14 protein-coding genes and 1 pseudogene are annotated in these 18,237 nt (G+C 72.3%); 10 read left to right on the top strand and 5 right to left on the bottom strand.

Features of this window, described 5'->3' with window-relative positions; genetic code table 11:
• Nucleotides 1-61: 61 nt before the first annotated feature.
• The 3 genes from NMK34_RS22145 to NMK34_RS22135 all read right to left on the bottom strand — a co-directional run bounded on the left by NMK34_RS22145 (nt 62) and on the right by NMK34_RS22135 (nt 3,189).
• Nucleotides 62-799, bottom strand: coding sequence for a serine/threonine protein kinase (locus NMK34_RS22145; RefSeq protein ID WP_318335027.1), 738 nt, complete (start codon nt 797-799; stop codon nt 62-64).
• 55 nt (nt 800-854) lie between these two features.
• On the bottom strand, nt 855-1,859 hold the full coding sequence (locus NMK34_RS22140; RefSeq protein ID WP_318335026.1) for an Acg family FMN-binding oxidoreductase: 1,005 nt from the start codon (nt 1,857-1,859) through the stop codon (nt 855-857).
• Nucleotides 1,860-1,965: 106 nt separating this feature from the next.
• Entirely contained in the window at nt 1,966-3,189 is a 1,224-nt protein-coding gene (locus NMK34_RS22135; RefSeq protein WP_318335025.1) for a PucR family transcriptional regulator, read from the bottom strand.
• An 83-nt stretch (nt 3,190-3,272) separates the two neighbouring features.
• On the opposite strand from NMK34_RS22135, the gene NMK34_RS22130 reads away from it, so the two are divergent.
• The 10 genes from NMK34_RS22130 to NMK34_RS22085 all read left to right on the top strand — a co-directional run bounded on the left by NMK34_RS22130 (nt 3,273) and on the right by NMK34_RS22085 (nt 15,851).
• The gene (locus NMK34_RS22130) at nt 3,273-4,364 is read left to right on the top strand and encodes a ferredoxin reductase (protein WP_318335024.1); all 1,092 of its coding nucleotides are present in this window, start codon (nt 3,273-3,275) and stop codon (nt 4,362-4,364) included.
• A 14-nt stretch (nt 4,365-4,378) separates the two neighbouring features.
• Nucleotides 4,379-5,518, top strand: a complete 1,140-nt coding sequence (locus NMK34_RS22125; RefSeq protein ID WP_318335023.1) for an acyl-CoA desaturase — start codon at nt 4,379-4,381, stop codon at nt 5,516-5,518.
• A 168-nt stretch (nt 5,519-5,686) separates the two neighbouring features.
• Nucleotides 5,687-7,150, top strand: a complete 1,464-nt coding sequence (locus tag NMK34_RS22120) for a glycosyltransferase (RefSeq protein WP_318335022.1) — start codon at nt 5,687-5,689, stop codon at nt 7,148-7,150.
• Between the two features lie 360 nt (nt 7,151-7,510).
• On the top strand, nt 7,511-8,683 hold the full coding sequence (locus tag NMK34_RS22115) for an alanine--tRNA ligase-related protein (RefSeq protein ID WP_318335021.1): 1,173 nt from the start codon (nt 7,511-7,513) through the stop codon (nt 8,681-8,683).
• Nucleotides 8,684-8,771: 88 nt separating this feature from the next.
• Complete coding sequence (locus NMK34_RS22110; RefSeq protein ID WP_318335020.1) at nt 8,772-10,232, top strand: ATP-binding protein; 1,461 nt, start codon at nt 8,772-8,774, stop codon at nt 10,230-10,232.
• A gap of 16 nt (nt 10,233-10,248) precedes the next feature.
• Entirely contained in the window at nt 10,249-12,069 is a 1,821-nt protein-coding gene (locus NMK34_RS22105; protein WP_318335019.1) for an acyl-CoA dehydrogenase, read from the top strand.
• A 3-nt stretch (nt 12,070-12,072) separates the two neighbouring features.
• Nucleotides 12,073-12,624, top strand: a complete 552-nt coding sequence (locus NMK34_RS22100) for a hypothetical protein (RefSeq protein WP_318335018.1) — start codon at nt 12,073-12,075, stop codon at nt 12,622-12,624.
• A 283-nt stretch (nt 12,625-12,907) separates the two neighbouring features.
• Nucleotides 12,908-14,785 carry an FxSxx-COOH system tetratricopeptide repeat protein gene (gene fxsT / locus NMK34_RS22095; protein ID WP_318335017.1) on the top strand — a complete coding sequence of 626 codons (1,878 nt, stop codon included), beginning with the start codon at nt 12,908-12,910 and terminating at the stop codon, nt 14,783-14,785.
• 194 nt (nt 14,786-14,979) lie between these two features.
• Complete coding sequence (locus NMK34_RS22090; protein WP_318335016.1) at nt 14,980-15,141, top strand: hypothetical protein; 162 nt, start codon at nt 14,980-14,982, stop codon at nt 15,139-15,141.
• Nucleotides 15,138-15,851: a hypothetical protein gene (locus NMK34_RS22085; RefSeq protein WP_318335015.1), complete on the top strand. Its 714-nt coding sequence runs from the start codon at nt 15,138-15,140 to the stop codon at nt 15,849-15,851. The genes NMK34_RS22090 and NMK34_RS22085 overlap by 4 nt, the downstream gene beginning before the upstream one ends.
• 127 nt (nt 15,852-15,978) lie before the next feature.
• On the opposite strand, the pseudogene NMK34_RS22080 reads toward NMK34_RS22085, so the two are convergent.
• Both NMK34_RS22080 and NMK34_RS22075 read right to left on the bottom strand, forming a co-directional pair.
• A pseudogene (locus NMK34_RS22080) lies at nt 15,979-16,296 on the bottom strand (HD domain-containing protein); the annotation flags it as partial.
• Between the two features lie 285 nt (nt 16,297-16,581).
• Nucleotides 16,582-18,150 carry a leucyl aminopeptidase gene (locus tag NMK34_RS22075; RefSeq protein ID WP_318335014.1) on the bottom strand — a complete coding sequence of 523 codons (1,569 nt, stop codon included), beginning with the start codon at nt 18,148-18,150 and terminating at the stop codon, nt 16,582-16,584.
• Nucleotides 18,151-18,237 lie beyond the last annotated feature (87 nt).

The raw sequence follows: 18,237 nt of genomic DNA, 5'->3' as shown, positions 1-18,237 counted from the left end.
GAAAGTTACGCGCAAGGGGCGAGCGCGCGTCGTCGAAACCCGGCCTGACGGGGTCGGCGGGTCAGGTGCCCCGCCAATCGTGGACCAGCGCGGCCACAGTGGCGTACCGCTGCGCCGGATCGGACCGGCCGGCCCGGTCGGCCACCGCGCGCTCGGCGGCCGTGCCCCGCCAGCCGGACGGGGCGTCGAGCAGGTGGTGCAGCGTACGACCCAGCGCGTGGACCGTGGTGCGCTCGTCGATCGTCGCGCCCCGGGTCAGCTCCTCGGGCGACAGGTAACGACGGGAGCCGGGCAGCCGGTCGGAGTCGAGCACGAACGGCCCCGGGCGGTACTCGTCCAGGTCGATCAGCCGCATCAGGTGCGCGTCGAAGTCGTAGAGGAAGCATCCGTCGTACAGGTCGACTGCGACGTACCCGGCTGCGCTCACGGTCAGGTGGGCGTCGAGGATGATGTCCAGCGCGGCGCGTACCTCGGCGACCGGCAGCCGCTGGAAGCGGGCCAGCCCGCTCCGGTCGCTGCCGCCGCCGGTGGTGGCGTGGTTGAGCACGACGCCGTCGCACCACGGGTACACCAGTGTCGGGCCGTCGGTGCCGTCGCGGACCAGCTCGGGCCGGACCACTGCCGGGTGCCGGACCGCGGCGTGCAGGCCCAGCGCGCGGGTCAGCGACTCACGCGCCCCGGGCGTCCCGGCCCGCTTCACGAACCAGCGCCGGCCCGCCGACTCCACGCCGTAGGAGACGCACCCGGAGTCCTGGTCGCCGAAGACCACGAACGCGTCGGCCGGGTCGAGGTTCTCCACCCGTCGAGGCTACGACGACCGTCGCGCCGGCGGCGGCCCACCGGACCGTGCCGGGTCACCGCGGCTGGTCCACCACCTCGATGACGTCGGCCGGCGCGCGGCGCGGCGCCGGCGGCAGCTCCGCGTCCGGGCCCCAGCCGACGCGCACCACCAGGTACGGGTCACCGATGCCCGCCAGCAGGTCGCGCATCATCCGGCGTGGCCAGGCCAGCTCCACGGCGTCGCTGAGCGGCGCGCTGGCCAGCCCCTCGGCGGTGGCGGTGAGCAGCAGCGCCGACAGTGCCTCGCCGCCACGCAGCCAGGCCGCCGGCTCGTCGGACTCGCCGAACAGGATCAGGTACGCCGCGCCCCGGTCGAAGTCCGCGCCCGCGCTGAGCCCGGCCGCCCCGCCGGGGGCATAGTCGCGCAGCGGCACCCGGCGCGGGGACGGCCGCACGGCGGTGGCGGCGGGCACCCCGTCGCCGCTGCCCTCCGGGCGGTGGGTCCAGCGGTGCAGCTCCTCCCGGTACGCGGGGTCGGCCAGCTCCGCGTCGGCGGCGCGACCGGTGGAGACGGCGAGCATCGGCATCTGGTCCGGCCGGACCACGTGCAGGTGCGCGCCCTCGGCCTCCACGGCGTCCCCGAGCCGGGCCAGCACCGCCTCCGGCACCGGCCGGTCCCCGTACGCCCGCCGGTCGGTGCGGCGGCGCGGAATGGCGTCGACCAGGCGGCCCGCCGGCACGTCCAGGTCGGCCGGGCCGGTGGTACGCACCCGGGCCAGCAACGACGGGTCGGCCGGGTCGGGCAGCCGCTCCACGGTGACCGCCCAGCCGACCGCCGTCAGCGACACACGCGCGTGGTGCAGGGCGGCGCCGCAGCTCAGTATCAGCAGCCGGCCGTCCGGGTCGGTGTGGGCGAGCTGCCGGTCCGCGTCTGCGCGCAGCTCCAGCGCGTCGCCGGTGACCCGCCAGCGCCAGGGCTGGGTGTTGAACACCGACGGGGCGTGCAGTGACTGCCGGGCGGCCGCCTCCAGCACCCGTACCCTCGGGTTCTGCTCGGTGCGGGTCGATGAGCTGTTCATGGCGGCCCTCCTGGTTGCTCGTCCCCTTCCGACCCTGCTCGCCGCCGTCGCGGGCGGACAGGGCCGGAGGTCCCGGCCGCACCGGGCCGTGCGCCCCGGCGCGGCGTCAGGCCTCCTCCGGCTCCAGGGGTACGGCCAGAGCGATGGTCAGGTCGAGGACCGTGGCCGGGTCGTGCAGCCGGTCGCCGAACAGCTCCCGCAGCTTGCCCATCCGGTAGCGGACGGTCTGCGGGTGCACGAACAGGTCGGCCGCCACGTCGTCGCGCCGGCCCTGGTGCAGCAGCCACGACCGCAGCGTCTCGGCCAGCCGCTGCGCGGTGGCCGGGGGCAGCGCGGCCAGCGGCGCGAGCGCCTGCGCGCGCAGGTCGGCCAGGGCCTCCGGGTCCATGCTGAGCAGCAGCGTCGCCAGGTGGCGCTCGGTGTCGACAGGTCCGGCGTCCACCTCGCCGAGGCCGAGCGCGAGCGCCCGGGTGGCCCGCTGGTACGACGCGGCGACCCGGTGCCAGGGCCGGGCCGGGCCGAGCACCGCCCGGTGCCCGTGCAGCAGCCGGGTGAGCTGGCGGCGCCGCCCGCCGTGCATGTCCGGCACCAGCAGTACGGCCAGCTCCTCGACCGAATTCACGCCGGGCAGGTCCTCGCCGCTCTCCAGGGTGTACGGGCTGAGCAGCGCCAGCACCGCGCGCAGGTGCCGGCGCGGCAGCAGAACCACCGTGAGGGTCTGCGGCGGCGGCCAGTCGGCGCGCTCCGCGCTGCGCCGCAACGACTCCTCCGGCTCGCCCGCCAGCAACTGCTGGGTGAGCCGCTCCAGGCTGCGGCGGCGCATCCGGCCGGCGCTGGCCAGCTCGTCGGCGTGCCCGGCCACGCTCGCCGCGGACAGCTCGTCGATGTAGGCGAACATCAGCTCGGCGAACTCGGCCACCGTCTCGGCGGCCAGTCCGCTGCGTACCGTCGTGGTCGACACCTCGCGCCAGGCCACCCGGGCGCCCACCCGGTACGCGGCCAGCAGCGCGTCCATGCTGCGCCCCGAGCGGGCCTCGCCGCTGCCCAGCGCGTACGCGGCCTCCAGCGCCGGGGCCAGGGGAGTGCTCGGGTCGAACGCCTGGGTACCCTCGATGAGCTGGAGGAACGTGCCGAGCGCGATGCGTACCGCGTTCTCGATCTTCGCCCGCATGGCCCCGGTGAGCGCGCCGGAGTAGTCAGGCACCTCGGCGGTGATCGCGGAGACCGTCCGCTCGGCCACCATCGGCAGCCGGGCGCGCAGCGTCTCCGCCACCCCGGCGTCGAGGTTGAGGTGCGCGGCGCGCTGCCCCGTGCCGCCCTCCGACGTCATATTGTTCCCTCCGAACAAAAACCTGCGGCTGTTTCACCTTTGCCGGTCAAGATGTTATGCGATCGGGCGGTCACGCTGGTCATATGACCACAACTGCCCCCCGCCGCCCCCAGAAGGTCTCCTTCCGGGACAGGCTGCTGCGGCTGGCCGGAACGGTCACCACGCCGGTGCTGCCCGACGACTATCTCGACCTGTTCGCGCCCCTGCGCGCGGGCGCCCCACTGCGCGGCCGGATCGTCGCGATCCGCCCGCAGACCCGCGACGCGGCCACGCTGGTGATCCAGCCCGGCCGCGCCTGGCAGGGCCACACGCCCGGGCAGTACATCCGCCTCGGCGTGGACGTCGACGGGGTGCGCCAGTGGCGCGCGTACTCGCTCACCTCGCCGCCGGACGCCGCCGACGGCCGGATCTCCGTCACCGTGAAGGCGATCCCCGGCGGCAAGGTCAGCAACCACCTCGTACGCCGGCTCCGGCCCGGCACGATCGTGCACCTCGACCAGGCCCAGGGTGAGTTCGTGCTGCCCGCCGCGACGCCCGAGCGCGTCCTGTTCCTCACCGCCGGCAGCGGCATCACCCCGGTCATGGGGATGCTGCGCTCCGGGCTGGCCGACCGGGCCGACGTGGTGCTCGTGCACTCCGCGCCCACCCGCGACGACGTCATCTTCGGTACGGAACTACGCGCGCTCGCCGAGCGCGGCGCGCTGCGTCTGGTCGAGCGGCACACCGACACCGACGGGCTGCTCGACGTCGCCGAACTGGCCGGCCTGGTGCCCGACCACCTCGACCGGGAGACCTGGGCGTGCGGGCCGATCGGCATGCTCGACGCGGTCGAGGGCTACTGGTCCTCGAACGGTCTCGTCGAGCGGTTGCACACCGAGCGGTTCCGCCCGACGGTGATCACGCCGGGCGAGGGAGGCACGGTGACCTTCACCGGGGCGGGCGTGACAGTCGAGTCCGACGGCGCCACCACACTGCTCGACGCGGGGGAGAACGCCGGAGTGCTGATGCCTTCCGGGTGCCGGATGGGCATCTGCTTCGGCTGCGTCGTACCGCTGCGCCAGGGCGCTGTCCGTGACCTGCGCAACGGCGACGTCACCACTGCCGTACCGGGGGACGGCGTGCTGGTCCAGACGTGCGTGTCGGCCGCCGCCGGTACCTGCGACATCGATCTCTGACAGGAGCCACCCACGTGACCGTCATCCAGAAGAAGGCCGTCAACCCGATCGCCCACCTGAGCGCCGAGGACATCGAGATCATCGGCAAGGAACTGGACGCGATCCGGGACCGGGTCCTCGCCGACCGGGGGGAGCGGGACGCCCGCTACATCCGCAAGGTGGTCAAGACCCAGCGGACACTGGAGATGAGCAGCCGTGCGGTGCTGCTGTTCTCGCTGTTCCCGCCGGCCTGGATCGTCGGCACGGCCGGGCTCACGGTCGCCAAGATCCTGGAGAACATGGAGATCGGGCACAACGTCCTGCACGGCCAGTGGGACTGGATGCGCGACCCGAAGATCCACTCCACCACCTGGGAGTGGGACCACGTCTCCCCGGCCGACCAGTGGAAGCAGTCGCACAACGAGCTGCACCACCGGTACACCAACGTGGTCGGCAAGGACAACGACCTCGGCTACGGCATCATGCGCGTCGACGAGGACCAGCCGTGGCACCCGATGCACCTCGGGCAGCCGCTGTGGAACCTGCTCAACGCCATGTTCTTCGAGTACGGCATCGCCGCGTACGACATGGAGCTCGGCGACCACCTCAAGCAGCGCAAGCTGAAGGACCCCAAGTTCCGGGCCAAGGCGAAGGCCGTCGGGCGCAAGATCCGCCGCCAGGTGCTCAAGGACTACGTGGTGCACCCGCTGCTGTCCGGCCCGTCGTTCCTGTCCACGCTCGCCGCCACGTTCACCGCGAACCTGCTGCGCAACGTGTGGAGCCACTCGGTGATCATGTGCGGGCACTTCCCCAACGGCGTGGAGACGTTCGAGAAGACCTCCATCGACGGCGAGACCCGCGGCGAGTGGTACCTGCGCCAGATGCTCGGCTCGGCCAACATCAGCGGCAGCCGGCTGCTGCACATCATGACCGGCAACCTGTCGTACCAGATCGAGCACCACCTCTTCCCCGACCTGCCCAGCAACCGCTACCAGGAGATCGCCCCGCAGGTGCGGGCGCTGTTCGACAGGTACGGCCTGCACTACACCACCGGCCCGCTGCCCAAGCAGGTCGCCTCCGCGTGGTGGAAGGTCATCCGCCTGTCGCTGCCCAACCGCAAGGACAGCCGGCAGCCGATCGCCCCGGCCCCGCTGGTCTCCTCCGGCACGGCCTGACCCGCCCGTTCGGTGCACGGCCGGTGAACTTCCACCGGCCGGCACCCGACCATCGCCTGCACAGTCGGCGCCACCGCAGCTCAGAGCCCGTTTCGCGGCCGTCGGGACGGTCCCGCGTCCCCGTACACTCGCGCCCGTCCGGGCGTACGGGTGAAGGGTGGAACGCCGATGCGGCGCGTGGTCATGCTCGTCGACAACGCGGTCGAGGGTGACTCGCGGGTGCAGAAGGCGGCCCGCTCGGCCGCCGACGCCGGCTGGGACGTCACGCTGATCGGCTGTGCCCACGTCGACGCCGAACGCCGGTGGCGGCTCGGCGACGCCGAGGTCCGCGTCCTGCCGCTCGCCGCCGCTCCCGCCCGCCCACCCGCCACGGCACCAGCCGGCGTCTCCGGCCCCGGGGGCGTCGTCTCCGCCGTCCCCCGCGTCGAGGGCTCCGGCGTCTCCGCTGCCTCCGCTTCGGGCCGGGCTGGTTCGCGCGATGGCTCCGGCCTGCGCGGCGTGTCCGGGCTGCGGGCTCGGCTGGTGGCCCGGGGCGGACTGCCGTTGCGCGCGGCGCGGCTGGCCCGCCGGCCCGTCGAGCACGCCGAGGTTCGCTACTGGCGGGCCCGGTTGCGCGACGGGGCGTGGCGGCGGCTGGAGCCGTGCCTCTGGGACTACGAGCGGGTCGCCGGACCGGTCGTTGACGAGCTGCGCCCCGACCTGATCCACGCGCACGACTTCCGGATGCTCGGCGTGGCCGCCCGCGCCGTGGACCGCGCCCGCGAGCAGGGGCGCGAGGTGAAGCTGGTCTGGGACGCGCACGAGTGGCTGCCCGGCGCGCGACCTCGCCGCGACAACGCCCGCTGGCTGCCCGCGCACCTCGGCTACGTCCGCGAGTACGTCGGTCACGCCGACGCGGTGGTCACCGTCTCCGACACGCTCGCCGACCTGCTGGTACGCGACCACGCCCTGCCCGAGCGCCCGACCGTGATCCTGAACGCCCCGGTCGCCGCCGCCTCCGAGCCGACCGCCTCCGGGTCCGCCGACCTGCCCGCTTCTGACCTGCGGGAGCGCTGCGGCCTGTCCCCGGGCACGCCGCTGCTCGTCTACAGCGGGGCGATGGCCGTCCAGCGCGGCGTGGACACGGTGGTCGAGGCGTTGCCGCTGCTGCCCGGCGTACACCTGGCGCTCGTCGTCGCCGACCCGGACGCCGCCTACGTCCGCCAGGTCGTCGCCCGCGCCGCCCGGCATCAGGTGGGCGACCGGGTGCACGTGCTGCCGTACGTGCCGCACCGCCGGCTCGTCGCGTTCCTCGCCACCGCCGACATCGGGCTGATCCCGCTGCACCACTGGCCCAATCACGAGATCGCGCTGATCACCAAGTTCTTCGAGTACGCGCACGCGCGGCTGCCGATCGTGGTCAGCGACGTCCGCACCATGGCCGACACCGTCCGGGCCACCGGGCAGGGCGAGGTGTTCCGCGCCCGCGACGCCGCCGACCTGGCCCGTGCCGTGCGGGCGGTGCTCGCGGACCCGGCCCGCTACCGCGCCGCGTACGAGGGCCCGGACTCGCCGCTGCCCGGGTGGACGTGGGAGGCGCAGGCCGCACGCCTGGACGCCCTCTACCGCCGCCTGCTCACTCCCACCCGCTGACGCCCGCGCCTCCGGGGGCCATGGTCAACTCCAGTTCGGCGAGGTGGTGGCATCCGAGTGCCGGTGACCCCGCCATTTCGGGGGAGTGGTGTCGATCTGGCGCGGGGCCGGGGTGCGGGGGCGCGCGGGGCACGCGGAAAAGAGCTGGGCGGGACGGTGCGGGCCGGGCTAACGTCGGGGTATGCAGAACAGGCGCAGCATGACCGCCGCGGCCGCGCGAGCTTCCCGCTCGCCGGTTGCCGCCGCCTGACCTGCCCCACACCCACGCCGGCGACCGGAAACGGTCCGCCGGCGTCGTCGTGTCGACGCCAACGCGCGCGGCGGGCCGTCCGGTCACCCGTACCCGGAAGGCGCCCCGCCATGACACCCGACGACATCACCCGGACGTTCCTCGACCACTACCACCGGTACGACCATCAGCGTGCGCCGGAGAGCTCGCTCGTTCCGCCGCCCGGCGACCCGGTGCTGTTCACCACGTCCGGCATGCATCCGCTCACGCCGTACCTGCTGGGGCGTCCGCACCCCGGCGGACGGCGGCTGGCGAACGTGCAGCGGTGCCTGCGCACCACGGACCTGGACGAGGTGGGCGACAGCACCCACCTGACCGTGTTCCAGATGCTCGGCTCGTGGTCGCTCGGCGACTACGACATCGTGACCAGCCTGCGCTGGGGCTTCGAGCTGCTCACCGACGGGTTCGGCATCCCGGCGGGGAGGCTGCACGCCACGGTCTTCGGCGGCGGCAACGGTGAAGGGCCGGACGACACCGCGCGCGACACCTGGACCGGGCTCGGCGTGCCGGTGGAGGCGCTGGGCGAGGACAACTGGTGGTCCAACGGCCCGACCGGCCCCTGCGGACCGGACTCGGAGATCTTCGTGTGGACCGACGACGGTCCGCCCACCGGCACACCGAGCACCGACGCGCGGTGGGTGGAGGTGTGGAACCACGTGCAGATGCGCTACCACAGACACCCCGACGGCCGGCTCACGCCGCTGCCGCACTCCAGCATCGACACCGGCATGGGCCTGGAACGGCTGGAGATGGTGCTGCGCGGCGACCGGTCCGTGTTCACCGGTGACGGGCTGCGGCCGTGGGTGGACGCGGTGGGGGAGCGGTGGGGCCTGCGCGGTGCGGACCTGCGCGTGGTCTCCGACCACCTGCGGTCCGCGGTGGTCGTGCTCGGTGACGGGGTACGCCCCGGCAACACCGGCCGCGGGTACGTGCTGCGGCGGCTGCTGCGCCGCGCGCTCACGGTGCTGTGGCGCGACGATCCGGCGCGCACCCTGAACGATCTGCCACCCGAGGTGTACGCGGACACGCTGCGCCGCTTCCGTCAGTCGGTCGAGGTCGGCTCGCTGCACCCGACGCTGGTGGACGAGGAACGCCGCTTCCATGGACTGCTGCGACGCGGACGGCCGATCGTGGACCGGGTACGGGCGCGCGGGCCGCTGACCGAACGGGACTACCACTGGCTGCACGACACCCACGGGCTGCCCCGCGACCTGGTCGACGGCCTGCTCGCCGAGGCGAGCTGAGCGTTGGCCGCCCGGCCGGGCCGGTGCCAGACTCGGAGGCGGACGCCACGCGAGGGATGCGGACGCCGCCGCGAGGAGAGGGCTGCCGATGACCGAGGTACGGCCGGACGAGGAGACGGTGCCGCTGTTCGGCGCCGAGGTGCGCATCGCCGACGCGGCCGGGTTGCTCGCCGCCGCCGTCGACGGGCCGGTGGAGCTGCTCGTCGACGGCGACTTCCCGGCCCCGGTGCGGGAGGTCCGCTGCACCGTGCGCGCCGACACCGCAGCCGAACCGCCGGTGTACCGCTTCGAGGCGTACCTGCGGGTGGAGGCCGCACCGGCGGGCCTGATCGCCCTCGGTCTGGCCGGGCCGGTCGGCGTGCTGCTCGCCGAGCGGCTGGCCGCGCGCGGCGGCGACGGCCCGGCCGCCGCGGTGGGCCGGATCGCCGCGGAGGCCGGGCGGCGGATCTGGCCGCGACCGGTCGCCACGCTCGCCGCACCGCCGGGCGACGAGGCCGGCCGGGAGGTGCTGCGCGTGGCCCGGGAAGCCGGGCTGCGGCCCCGCGTCGACCAGGACAACGGCACGGTACGCATCCGCGCCGACGTGCCCAGCGCCGAGGTGGGACCGGCGCACCTGCGGGCGATGCTCGGCCTGCTGCTCCAGGCCGTACGCGAGCTGTCCGGCGACAGCGACGAGCCGACGGTGCTGCGCGGCCGGACGTACGTCGTGGGGCGGCGACCGGTCGCGGCGGCCGGGCCGCGCAGCGCGTCGGTGACCCTCGACCAGGTCGGCGGCCTGCCCGACGTGGTCGCGCGGTTCCGCGAGGTGGCGGTGTCGTTCCGGCACCCGGCGGCGATGGCCCGCTGGGGTGCGCGCCGGCCGCAGGGCATCCTGATGTACGGGCCACCCGGCACCGGCAAGACCATGCTGGCCCGGGCGCTGGCCAACGAGGTCGGCGCGGACTTCGTGGAGATCCGCACCCCGGAGATCCTGGACAAGTACCTCGGCGGCTCGGAACGCAACATCAAGCGCATCTTCCGGGAGGCACGCCGCTACCGGCGGCCCACCGTCATGCTGTTCGACGAGTTCGACTCGATCATCAGCTACGCCGGGGCCGGCGGCGACGCGGCCAGCCAGGCCGTCAACGCCGTCGCGGGCATCTTCAAGCAGGAGATGAACACGCTGTTCGAGGAGAACCCCGACGTCATCGTGGTCGCCACCACCAACTTCCCGCAGCGCGTCGACGCCTCGCTGATCCGCTCCGGCCGCTTCGACCTGAAGATCGCCATTCCGGCGCCGGACGAGACCGGACGCGCGGAGATCCTCACCAAGATGATCCGCGAGCTGATCGAGCGGTACGAACGGCCGGGTTTCCGGATGTTCGCCGACGACCTCGACCCGGCCGCGCTCGCCGCCGACACGGCCGGGCTGACCGGCGCGGACCTCCGGGAGGCGCTGCGCCGGGTGCAACTCGCCAAGGCACTCCGGGAGGCGGCGGAGGGTGCGCCACCGGCTCCGATCGGTCAGGATGACCTGCGGGAGGCCGTCGCCGGGTTGCGCCGCGGCTGACCGGAAGGAGTCCACGTTGTCCTCGTCCGATCTGCTGCTGTCCCGCCGTGACCTCGCGTTCCTGCTGCACGACTGGCTGGACGTGGCGCGGCTGACCGAGCGGCCCCGCTACGCCGAGCACACCCGCGAGACCGTCGACGAGGTGCTGGACCTCGCCGCCCGGGTCGCCGCCGAACGCTTCGCCCCGCACAACCGGGCCGCCGACACCGGCGAGCCCACGTTCGACGGGCAGCGGGTGCGGACCATCCCGCAGGTGAAGGCCGCCCTGGCGGCGTTCGCCGAGACCGGGCTGCTCGCCGCCACCATGGACGAGTCGGTCGGCGGCCTGCAACTGCCGCACACGGTGGCCGCCGCCGCGTTCGCCTGGTTCCAAGCCGCGAACGTGGGCACGTCGGCGTACCCGATGCTCACCCTCGGCAACGCCAACCTGCTGCTCGCCCACGGCAGCGCCGAGCAGATCGACACCTGGGTCCGGCCGATGGTCGAGGGCCGGTTCTTCGGCACCATGTGCCTGTCCGAGCCACAGGCCGGCAGCTCCCTGACCGACCTCACCACGCGGGCCGAGCCGCAGGACGACGGCACGTACCGGATCGTCGGCACCAAGATGTGGATCTCCGGCGGCGACCACGAACTGGCCGAGAACATCGTCCACCTGGTCCTCGCCCGCATCCCCGGCGCACCGCCCGGCGTCAAGGGCCTGTCGCTGTTCATCGTGCCGAAGGTGCTGCTCGACGACGACGGCAATCTCGGACCGCGCAACGACGTGGTGCTGGTCGGCCTCAACCACAAGCTCGGCTACCGCGGCACCACGAACACGCTGCTGAACTTCGGCGAGGGCGTGCACCGGCCGTACGGGCGGGCCGGGGCGGTCGGCTACCTGGTGGGGCAGCCGCACCAGGGGCTCGCGGTCATGTTCCACATGATGAACGAGGCGCGCATCGGTATCGGGGCCGGTGCCACGGCGCTCGGCTACACCGCGTACCTGAAGTCCGTCGCGTACGCCCGGCAGCGCCCGCAGGGCCGGCCGGTCGCCGACAAGGATCCCACCACGCCGCAGGTGCCGATCGTCGCCCACCCCGACGTACGCCGGATGCTGCTGGCCCAGAAGAGCTACGTGGAGGGCGCGCTCGCGCTGGTGCTCTACTGCGGACGGCTGCTCGACGAGCAGAAGACCGCGCCCGCCGAGGCCGACCGCGAACGGGCACGACTGCTGCTGGACCTGCTCACCCCGATCACCAAGAGCTGGCCGGCGCAGTGGTGCCTGGCCGCCAACGACCTGGCCATCCAGGTGCACGGCGGGTACGGCTACACCCGCGACTACGACGTCGAGCAGCACTGGCGCGACAACCGGCTCAACGCCATCCACGAGGGCACCCACGGCATCCAGGCCCTGGACCTGCTCGGCCGCAAGGTCACCATGCGCGACGGCGCCGCGCTGGAACTGCTGCTGGAGACCATCCGCGGCACCGTCACCCGGGCGTGGAAGGCCGACGGGTTGGCCTCCGAGCTGGCCGGTCAGCTCGGCGCGGCGGTGGACCGGATCGCCGTGGTGACGCGGCGGTTGTGGGCCCCTGGTGATCCGGAGCTGGCGCTGGCGAACGCCTCGGTGTACCTGGAGGCGGTCGGGCACGTGGTGATCGCGTGGATGTGGCTGGAGCAGGTGCTGGCGGTGGAGGCGCTGGGGTCGCCGGACGGGGCCGAGGGGGAGTTCCTGGCGGGGAAGAGGCAGGCGGCGCGGTACTTCTACCGGTGGGAGTTGCCGAAGGTGGGGGCGCAGTTCGACCTGCTGGAAGGGCTGGACCGGACGACGCTGGACATGCGGGAGAGCTGGTTCTGAGGATTGTCAGCCGACGTCTGGGCGGTTCTGACCGATGAACAGCGACTGCGCTGGACGTTCACGCCGTTCGCGCACGTCGGCCCGCTGGTATTCGGAATGACGCACGAGCAGGTGCGGGCTGCTGCGCACGGCGTCCTCGGTGTCGCTTGCTCCGACGGTTGGGCGGATTTCTGGCTTGAGCGAAGTGCGGGCGCGGCGCCGGCCGGACCTGCGGTCACCACCTACTACGACGAGTCGGACGGCTTGGCCGGTGTCGCCGTCGACGCCCTGCGCGGGCCGCAGGTGACAATGGACGGATTGCGGCTGGTGGGACAGCGGCCCTCACGGCTGGAGGACGACTTCACCGAGCACCTCTCGGCGCACGGCCTCGAACTGAGGTATTCGCAGCACGCCGATCCGTGTTCGTCGCAGCTCGGGTTGGTGCTGCGGGCACAACGGGCCGGTGATGTGGTGCTGAGCCGCCCGGTGATGGTGGCGACAGCATGGGCCGAGGGCTGCTGGGACGTGAGCGAAGGCTGCATCCCGACTCGGGAATGGACGACGTTCGCGTCGTGAAAGGAAATCCTCGGCTCGGCACAGCCATAGACGAGGTGTAAAGTCTCAACTCCACGGTTCACCGTTGGCGCGCTCCTCGAAAGCGGGGTAACGGTTGAGAGGAATCGCGCGGTGGCTGGTAGCCACCGGTGCCAGCGCACTGCTGGTGGCAGCGACCTGGCTCGCGTGTCAGGTGTGGGCCGGCTTGGACGTACAGACTTCGGCAACCGTGGCGGCACTCGTATGTCCGGTCATCGGTGCGGCCCTGGCTGCGTGGGCCGGCCATTCGGGAGAGCAGAACGCGGTGGCCGCCTCCGACCCGTCGAATGGACGTCGTGAGGTCGTCTACAACCTCCCGCCACGTAACCCGTCCTTCGTGGGACGAGACTTTCAACTCGCGGCTTTCGAGAACGGCATCGAGGAGCGGACGTCGCCTGTCGTTCGGGTGCTCCATGGAATCGGCGGAGTCGGAAAGACCACGCTGAGCACCGAATACGCCTATCGTCGACTGGAGCGCTACGACCTCGTCTGGTGGATCGACGCGGAGAGGCCGTCGATGATCGGTGGCCAGCTGACGTCGCTGGGCGTCGCGGCCGGATGGGTGAAGACAGCGGCCGACATCCCGTCGGCTCTCCGCGAGGTGAGGCTCCAGTTCTCCCGCACCGATCGATGGCTGCTCATCTTCGACAATGCGGAGGATCCGGCCGCACTGGCGCAGTGGGTGCCCCAGGGGCCGGGGCACGTCATCATCACGTCCCGGAATCCCGCCTGGGAGCTGATGGGAGATCCGGTTGCGGTGGACCCGTTCTCGCGGGCCGAATCGGTGGCTCTCATGCGGCGTCTGTCGCCCACGTTGAGCAGCGCTGAGGCGAACGACATCGCCGGTCGTCTGGAAGACCTGCCCCTGGCGGTCGCCCAGGCGTGCTCCCTCATGAACGAGACAGGCATGTCCGCGGCGGAGTACCTCAAAGAGTTGGACCGCAACGGTAGGGACCTACTGGAGGACGGGCGTCTGCCCACCTACCCCACGCCGCTGACGCAGGTGGTGGTGACTGCTCTCCGGCGGATGGAGGAGGAATCCCCGGCGGCCGTAGAGCTTCTCGAGATCTGTTCGATGATGGCGGCCGAGCCGATCCCCGTGGAGTTGTTCAGCCCGGAGGCGGCCGCCGTCCTGGAGGAGCCGCTGGCGGCGCAGTTGCAGACGACGCTGGGGATGCGCCGGACGCTCGGCTGGATCTCGCGCTACGGCCTGGCGCGGGTCGACGGGAAGTCGATTCTGCTGCACCGGCTCGTGCAACTGGTGATCAGCGGGAGCATCGACGCGGAACGCCGCCCTGAGATCCGCCGAAGGGCCGATGACGTCCTCGGGAACCTCTGCCCGGCCGACAGCAAGAGCACGTCGTCGTGGGAACTCTGGGACCGGCTGATGCCGCACCTGCTGGCGAGCGACCTCGTCGCAACCCCGTCAACATCTCTGCGATCCGCCGCTCATGCGGCGGCCTGGTATCTGACCGAGCGTGGCGAGCTGGACCGCGGTCGGGAGCTCGCCACCACGCTCTACGAGCACTGGCGGGTCTCCCTCGGGCCTGACGATCAGCAGACTCTCTCCGCCTGCCACACCCTGGGCAGCGCCCTCTGGCGGCAGGCACGGTACGCGGAGTGTCAGGAGGTGGCTGTCGAGGTTCATAGGCGGAGCCTTCGAGTCTTCGGTGAGGACCACCTGCTCACCCTGAACGCAGCGGATGTCTTTGCATCCACCCTTCGTGAACTCGGAAAGCCACGAGAAGCGCGTGCCCTGCACGAGGACACCTTGAGCCGGAAGACGAGGATCTTCGGTGAGGAGCACCTGGAGACGCTGGGTACCGCGCACAACCTGGCTCTGGACCTTCGGGCCCTCGGCCTGAACGAGGAGAGCCTGGCCCTGAACCAGCAAACCTACGTGCGTCGACGAGGGGTGCTCGGCGACGACCATCCCCATACGCTGCTCTCGGCCCACGACGTGGTGATCGATCTGCTTGCCGCCGGTCGCACCGATGAAGCTCTGACCCTTTGCCGGGAGACGGTGAGGAAACGGGTCGAGGTGCTCGGGCAGGAGCATCCGGAGACGGTGAAGACGACGCGTCTCGCGGAACAGATCGTGTCGGCCGCGGAGGCGGAAGCCCGGTCCCGACTGCCTGGCTGACCGTTACCGGCCGGAGCCCGACGGCCTGCCCGTCGACGATGTCACGCATGGCTTCGTGGTCCCGCCTTGGCCGCGTCGGCATCCTCGTCACGACTGCCGTCGTAGCGTGCGGCACTGACCACCGCCCCTTCACTCCGGAACCGGGGGCGGCAGCCCGAGAGGTCACTGTCGTCCGAGGAGAGCGGACCTACGCGGTGACCGCCGAGGTGACCGCCTGGAAGACCACCGTTCACCCGCGGGCGCCCGAGCGAGGTCCGGCGGTGCACTTCCACTACCGCTTCACCAGCGGCCGGGGCGGTGCGACAAACGGCACCGGTCCACCAGGCGGCTACCGCGCCGCCATGATGGCGAGGTGATCATCCCCGGATACCTGGACGGCTACGAACCGCCGATCCCGCGGTCGCCGCTGGTCGACGGGTCAGACCTGATGGCGCAGGCGACGTTCTGGCCCGCCTTCCTCGCCACCGTCGGCGGAGCCGCGTCGGCACCGGACGCCTTCGGCGTCGATCCAGCCGATCTGGAACCGATCGTCGACGCATTCCTCGACCCGGACCGATGGCCGGTGTTCTCGCTACCGCTCGCCGAGGGCTGTCGCCTGCACGTCGTCCTGCGCAACTACGAGGGCGACGGGGGCGTCGACTACGTGCTCGACCCCGGCGACGGGTCGATCCCCCTCGCCGCGATGGAGGGACATTTCCGAGGGCCGGCGTTCGCCTGGCAGGAGGTGGTCGCCGCAGCGCGGCAGCCGGATCCGGACCACACGCCGGCCGAGCGGTTGCTCCTGCTCGTTCCGGCCTGTGCCGACAGCAGCCGCCCGGACACGGCGGTCGACATGACAGCGGAAGCGCTGACCACCCTCGGCGCCCGGTCCGGTGTGCGTCAGCTCAGTGAAGAACTGCTCACCAGCCCCAGGTACTGGGGGCCGTGCCGATGGACGTACGTGGACGACGTCCTCGTCGGCCTCGGATCGGCTACCTACCGCCGTCACGGAGGTGAACTGTCGCCGGAACAACTCCGCCTCGTCGCCGCAGCGCTCCAGCCTGGCGATACCGGCATCAAGCGGTAGTCAGGGGAACCTGCTTGGCACCGACAGAGCCTCTTCGCCGACTTGGTGCCGGACGCCGTCAGCCGGACGTCAGGTTCCATCGTGCGGGCAGGGTGTCACCGCACAGGGCCGTGGTGTCCTCTGACGTCTACGTCACGGGCGGGCTGGCGGGCGGATTCAACCATGCCATTGGAGCGCCGGTGAGGGCGACGTCGGCGAGACGATGGGCAGACGATGTCTTGAGCGCAGCTCGTGAGCTGTCGATCCAGCGCTGCACGTCCGCGATACCCTGATGCCGGTACTCGACCGCTTGGACGAGGCACTCCAACTTGTCCGCGTCGCGGGCCACGATGGCTTCCAGGGTTTCGCCGGCCTCGTACTCGGCGACGACAGCGGTGATCACGTCGGCTACGGCGGGCGGGCAGGCGGCGACCTGGTCGGCGGTGACGGCGGTGTTGSGGTCCGTACCGGTGCACGAATACAACAGGACAATCAGGAAGGGTAGGTCCGGTGGTGTCGAGCCAACCGTTTCCGTGCCGAGGGCCTTCTGATGTCGTTGTACCCGATCGTCGATGCGCAGTCCGCTTCGCATCGACGATCGGGTACAACGACATCAGAAGGCCCTCGGCACGGAAACGGTTGGCTCGACACCACCGGACCTACCGAGGGCCTTCCCTCACCTCCAACACGACACGCCGCCCAACCCCACCACTTCTCAAACGCTCACTAAAAAGGGGCCCTTCCTTACTCGTCAGCCGTTCGTGGCGACGTCCTCGACCAGGTGCACGAGCGTACGCACCGGCACGCCGGTGCCGCCCTTGGTCCAGTAGCCGGTCGCCTCGCCCGAGTGGTAGCCCGGACCCGCGATGTCGATGTGCGCCCACGCCACGTCGTCGGTGACGAACTCGCGCAGGAACACCCCGCCCTGCAGCATGTGCCCGGCCCGGTCCATCCCGGCGTTCACCTGCGAGATGTCCGCGACGTCCGACTCCATGCCCTTGCGCACGTCGTCCGGCAGCGGCATCGGCCAGGCCGGCTCACCGGTCGCGTCACCTGCTACCCGCACCCGCTCGCACAGCTCCGGGGTGCCCATCACACCGGCGATCCGCTTGCCCAGCGCGATCACCTGACCGCCGGTCAGCGTCGAGGTCTCGAACAGGTAGTCCGCGCCGTCCGCGCAGGCCCGCGCCATCGCGTCGGCCAGCACCATCCGGCCCTCGGCGTCGGTGTTGAGCACCTCCACCTTCTTGCCGTTGAACATGCTGATCACGTCGCCCGGCCGGTAGCTGGTGCCCGACGGCATGTTCTCCGCCATCGGCAGGTAGCCGGTGACGGTGACCGACGGCTTGAGCGCCGCGACCGCCAGCATGGCCGCGCCGACCGCCGCCGCGCCGGCCATGTCCGACTTCATCTCCCACATGCCCTGCGCCGGCTTGATCGAGATGCCGCCGGTGTCGAACGTGATGCCCTTGCCGACAAGCGCGACCCGCTTGCCGTTGCCGCCGCCGGCGGGCGTGTAGGTGAGCTTCACCAGCCGCGGCGGGGCCTCGGAGCCCTGCCCGACGGCGAGGATGCCGCCGTAGCCGCCGGCCTTCAGCGCCCCCTCGTCCAGCACCTCGACCTCCAGCCCCGCCTCGCGGGCGGCGGCGGAGACGACGTCGGCGAACGCCGGGGGACGCAGCTCGTTCGGCGCGGTGTTGACCCAGTCCCGGCTGGTCCGCACCGCGCCGGCCACGGCCTGCGCCCGCGCGATCTCGGCCTGGGCGGTCGCGTCGGCCGCGTCCGGCACCGCCACCAGCACCTCGGCCACCGGTTCACGCCGGGCCGGCTGCGGCTTGGTCTTGTAGCCGGCGAACCGGTAGCCGCCCAGCAGCGCGCCCTCGGCGACCGCGCGCAGCGCGGCCGGGGCGTCGGCGTCGTCGGGCAGCGGCAGGGCCAGCGCGACGCGCGGGGCGCCGGCCAGCGCCCGCACCGCGGCACCGGCGGCCCGGCGCAGCGACTCCGGGGCCGGAGCGGCGCCCGAGGGCTCCGGGCCGAGGCCGACGGCCACGACCAGCGGGGCGGTCACGGTGCCCAGCGTGGCCAGCTTGATCACCTCGCCCGGGCCACCTGTCGCGCCGAGCAGGGCCAGCGTCTCGGTCAGCTTTCCGTCGAACGCGGCGGCGATGCTCTCCCCGCCGGTGGCCAGCAGCAGGGCGTGGGCGGATGCGCCGCTGCCCGGCTCGGTGGTCTGGCTGTGCACGCCGATCACGATCGCGTCGACGGCGAGTTCGGCGGGGTCGGTGTCGACCAGGCTGAGGGTGGTGCGGGGCGATGTCACGAAAGCTACTCCGGGCGGGCCGGGCCGGCCGCGTCGTCGCGTACCGGCGATGAAGGTGTCTCCGGCGGCAACCTACCCGCCGGGAGG

The organism is Micromonospora sp. BRA006-A (assembly GCF_033433935.1).
GTDB classification, from domain to species: domain Bacteria; phylum Actinomycetota; class Actinomycetes; order Mycobacteriales; family Micromonosporaceae; genus Micromonospora; species Micromonospora aurantiaca.
Note: the sequence above shows the minus strand (reverse complement) of the source record. Positions and strands in the feature narration are given on the sequence as shown.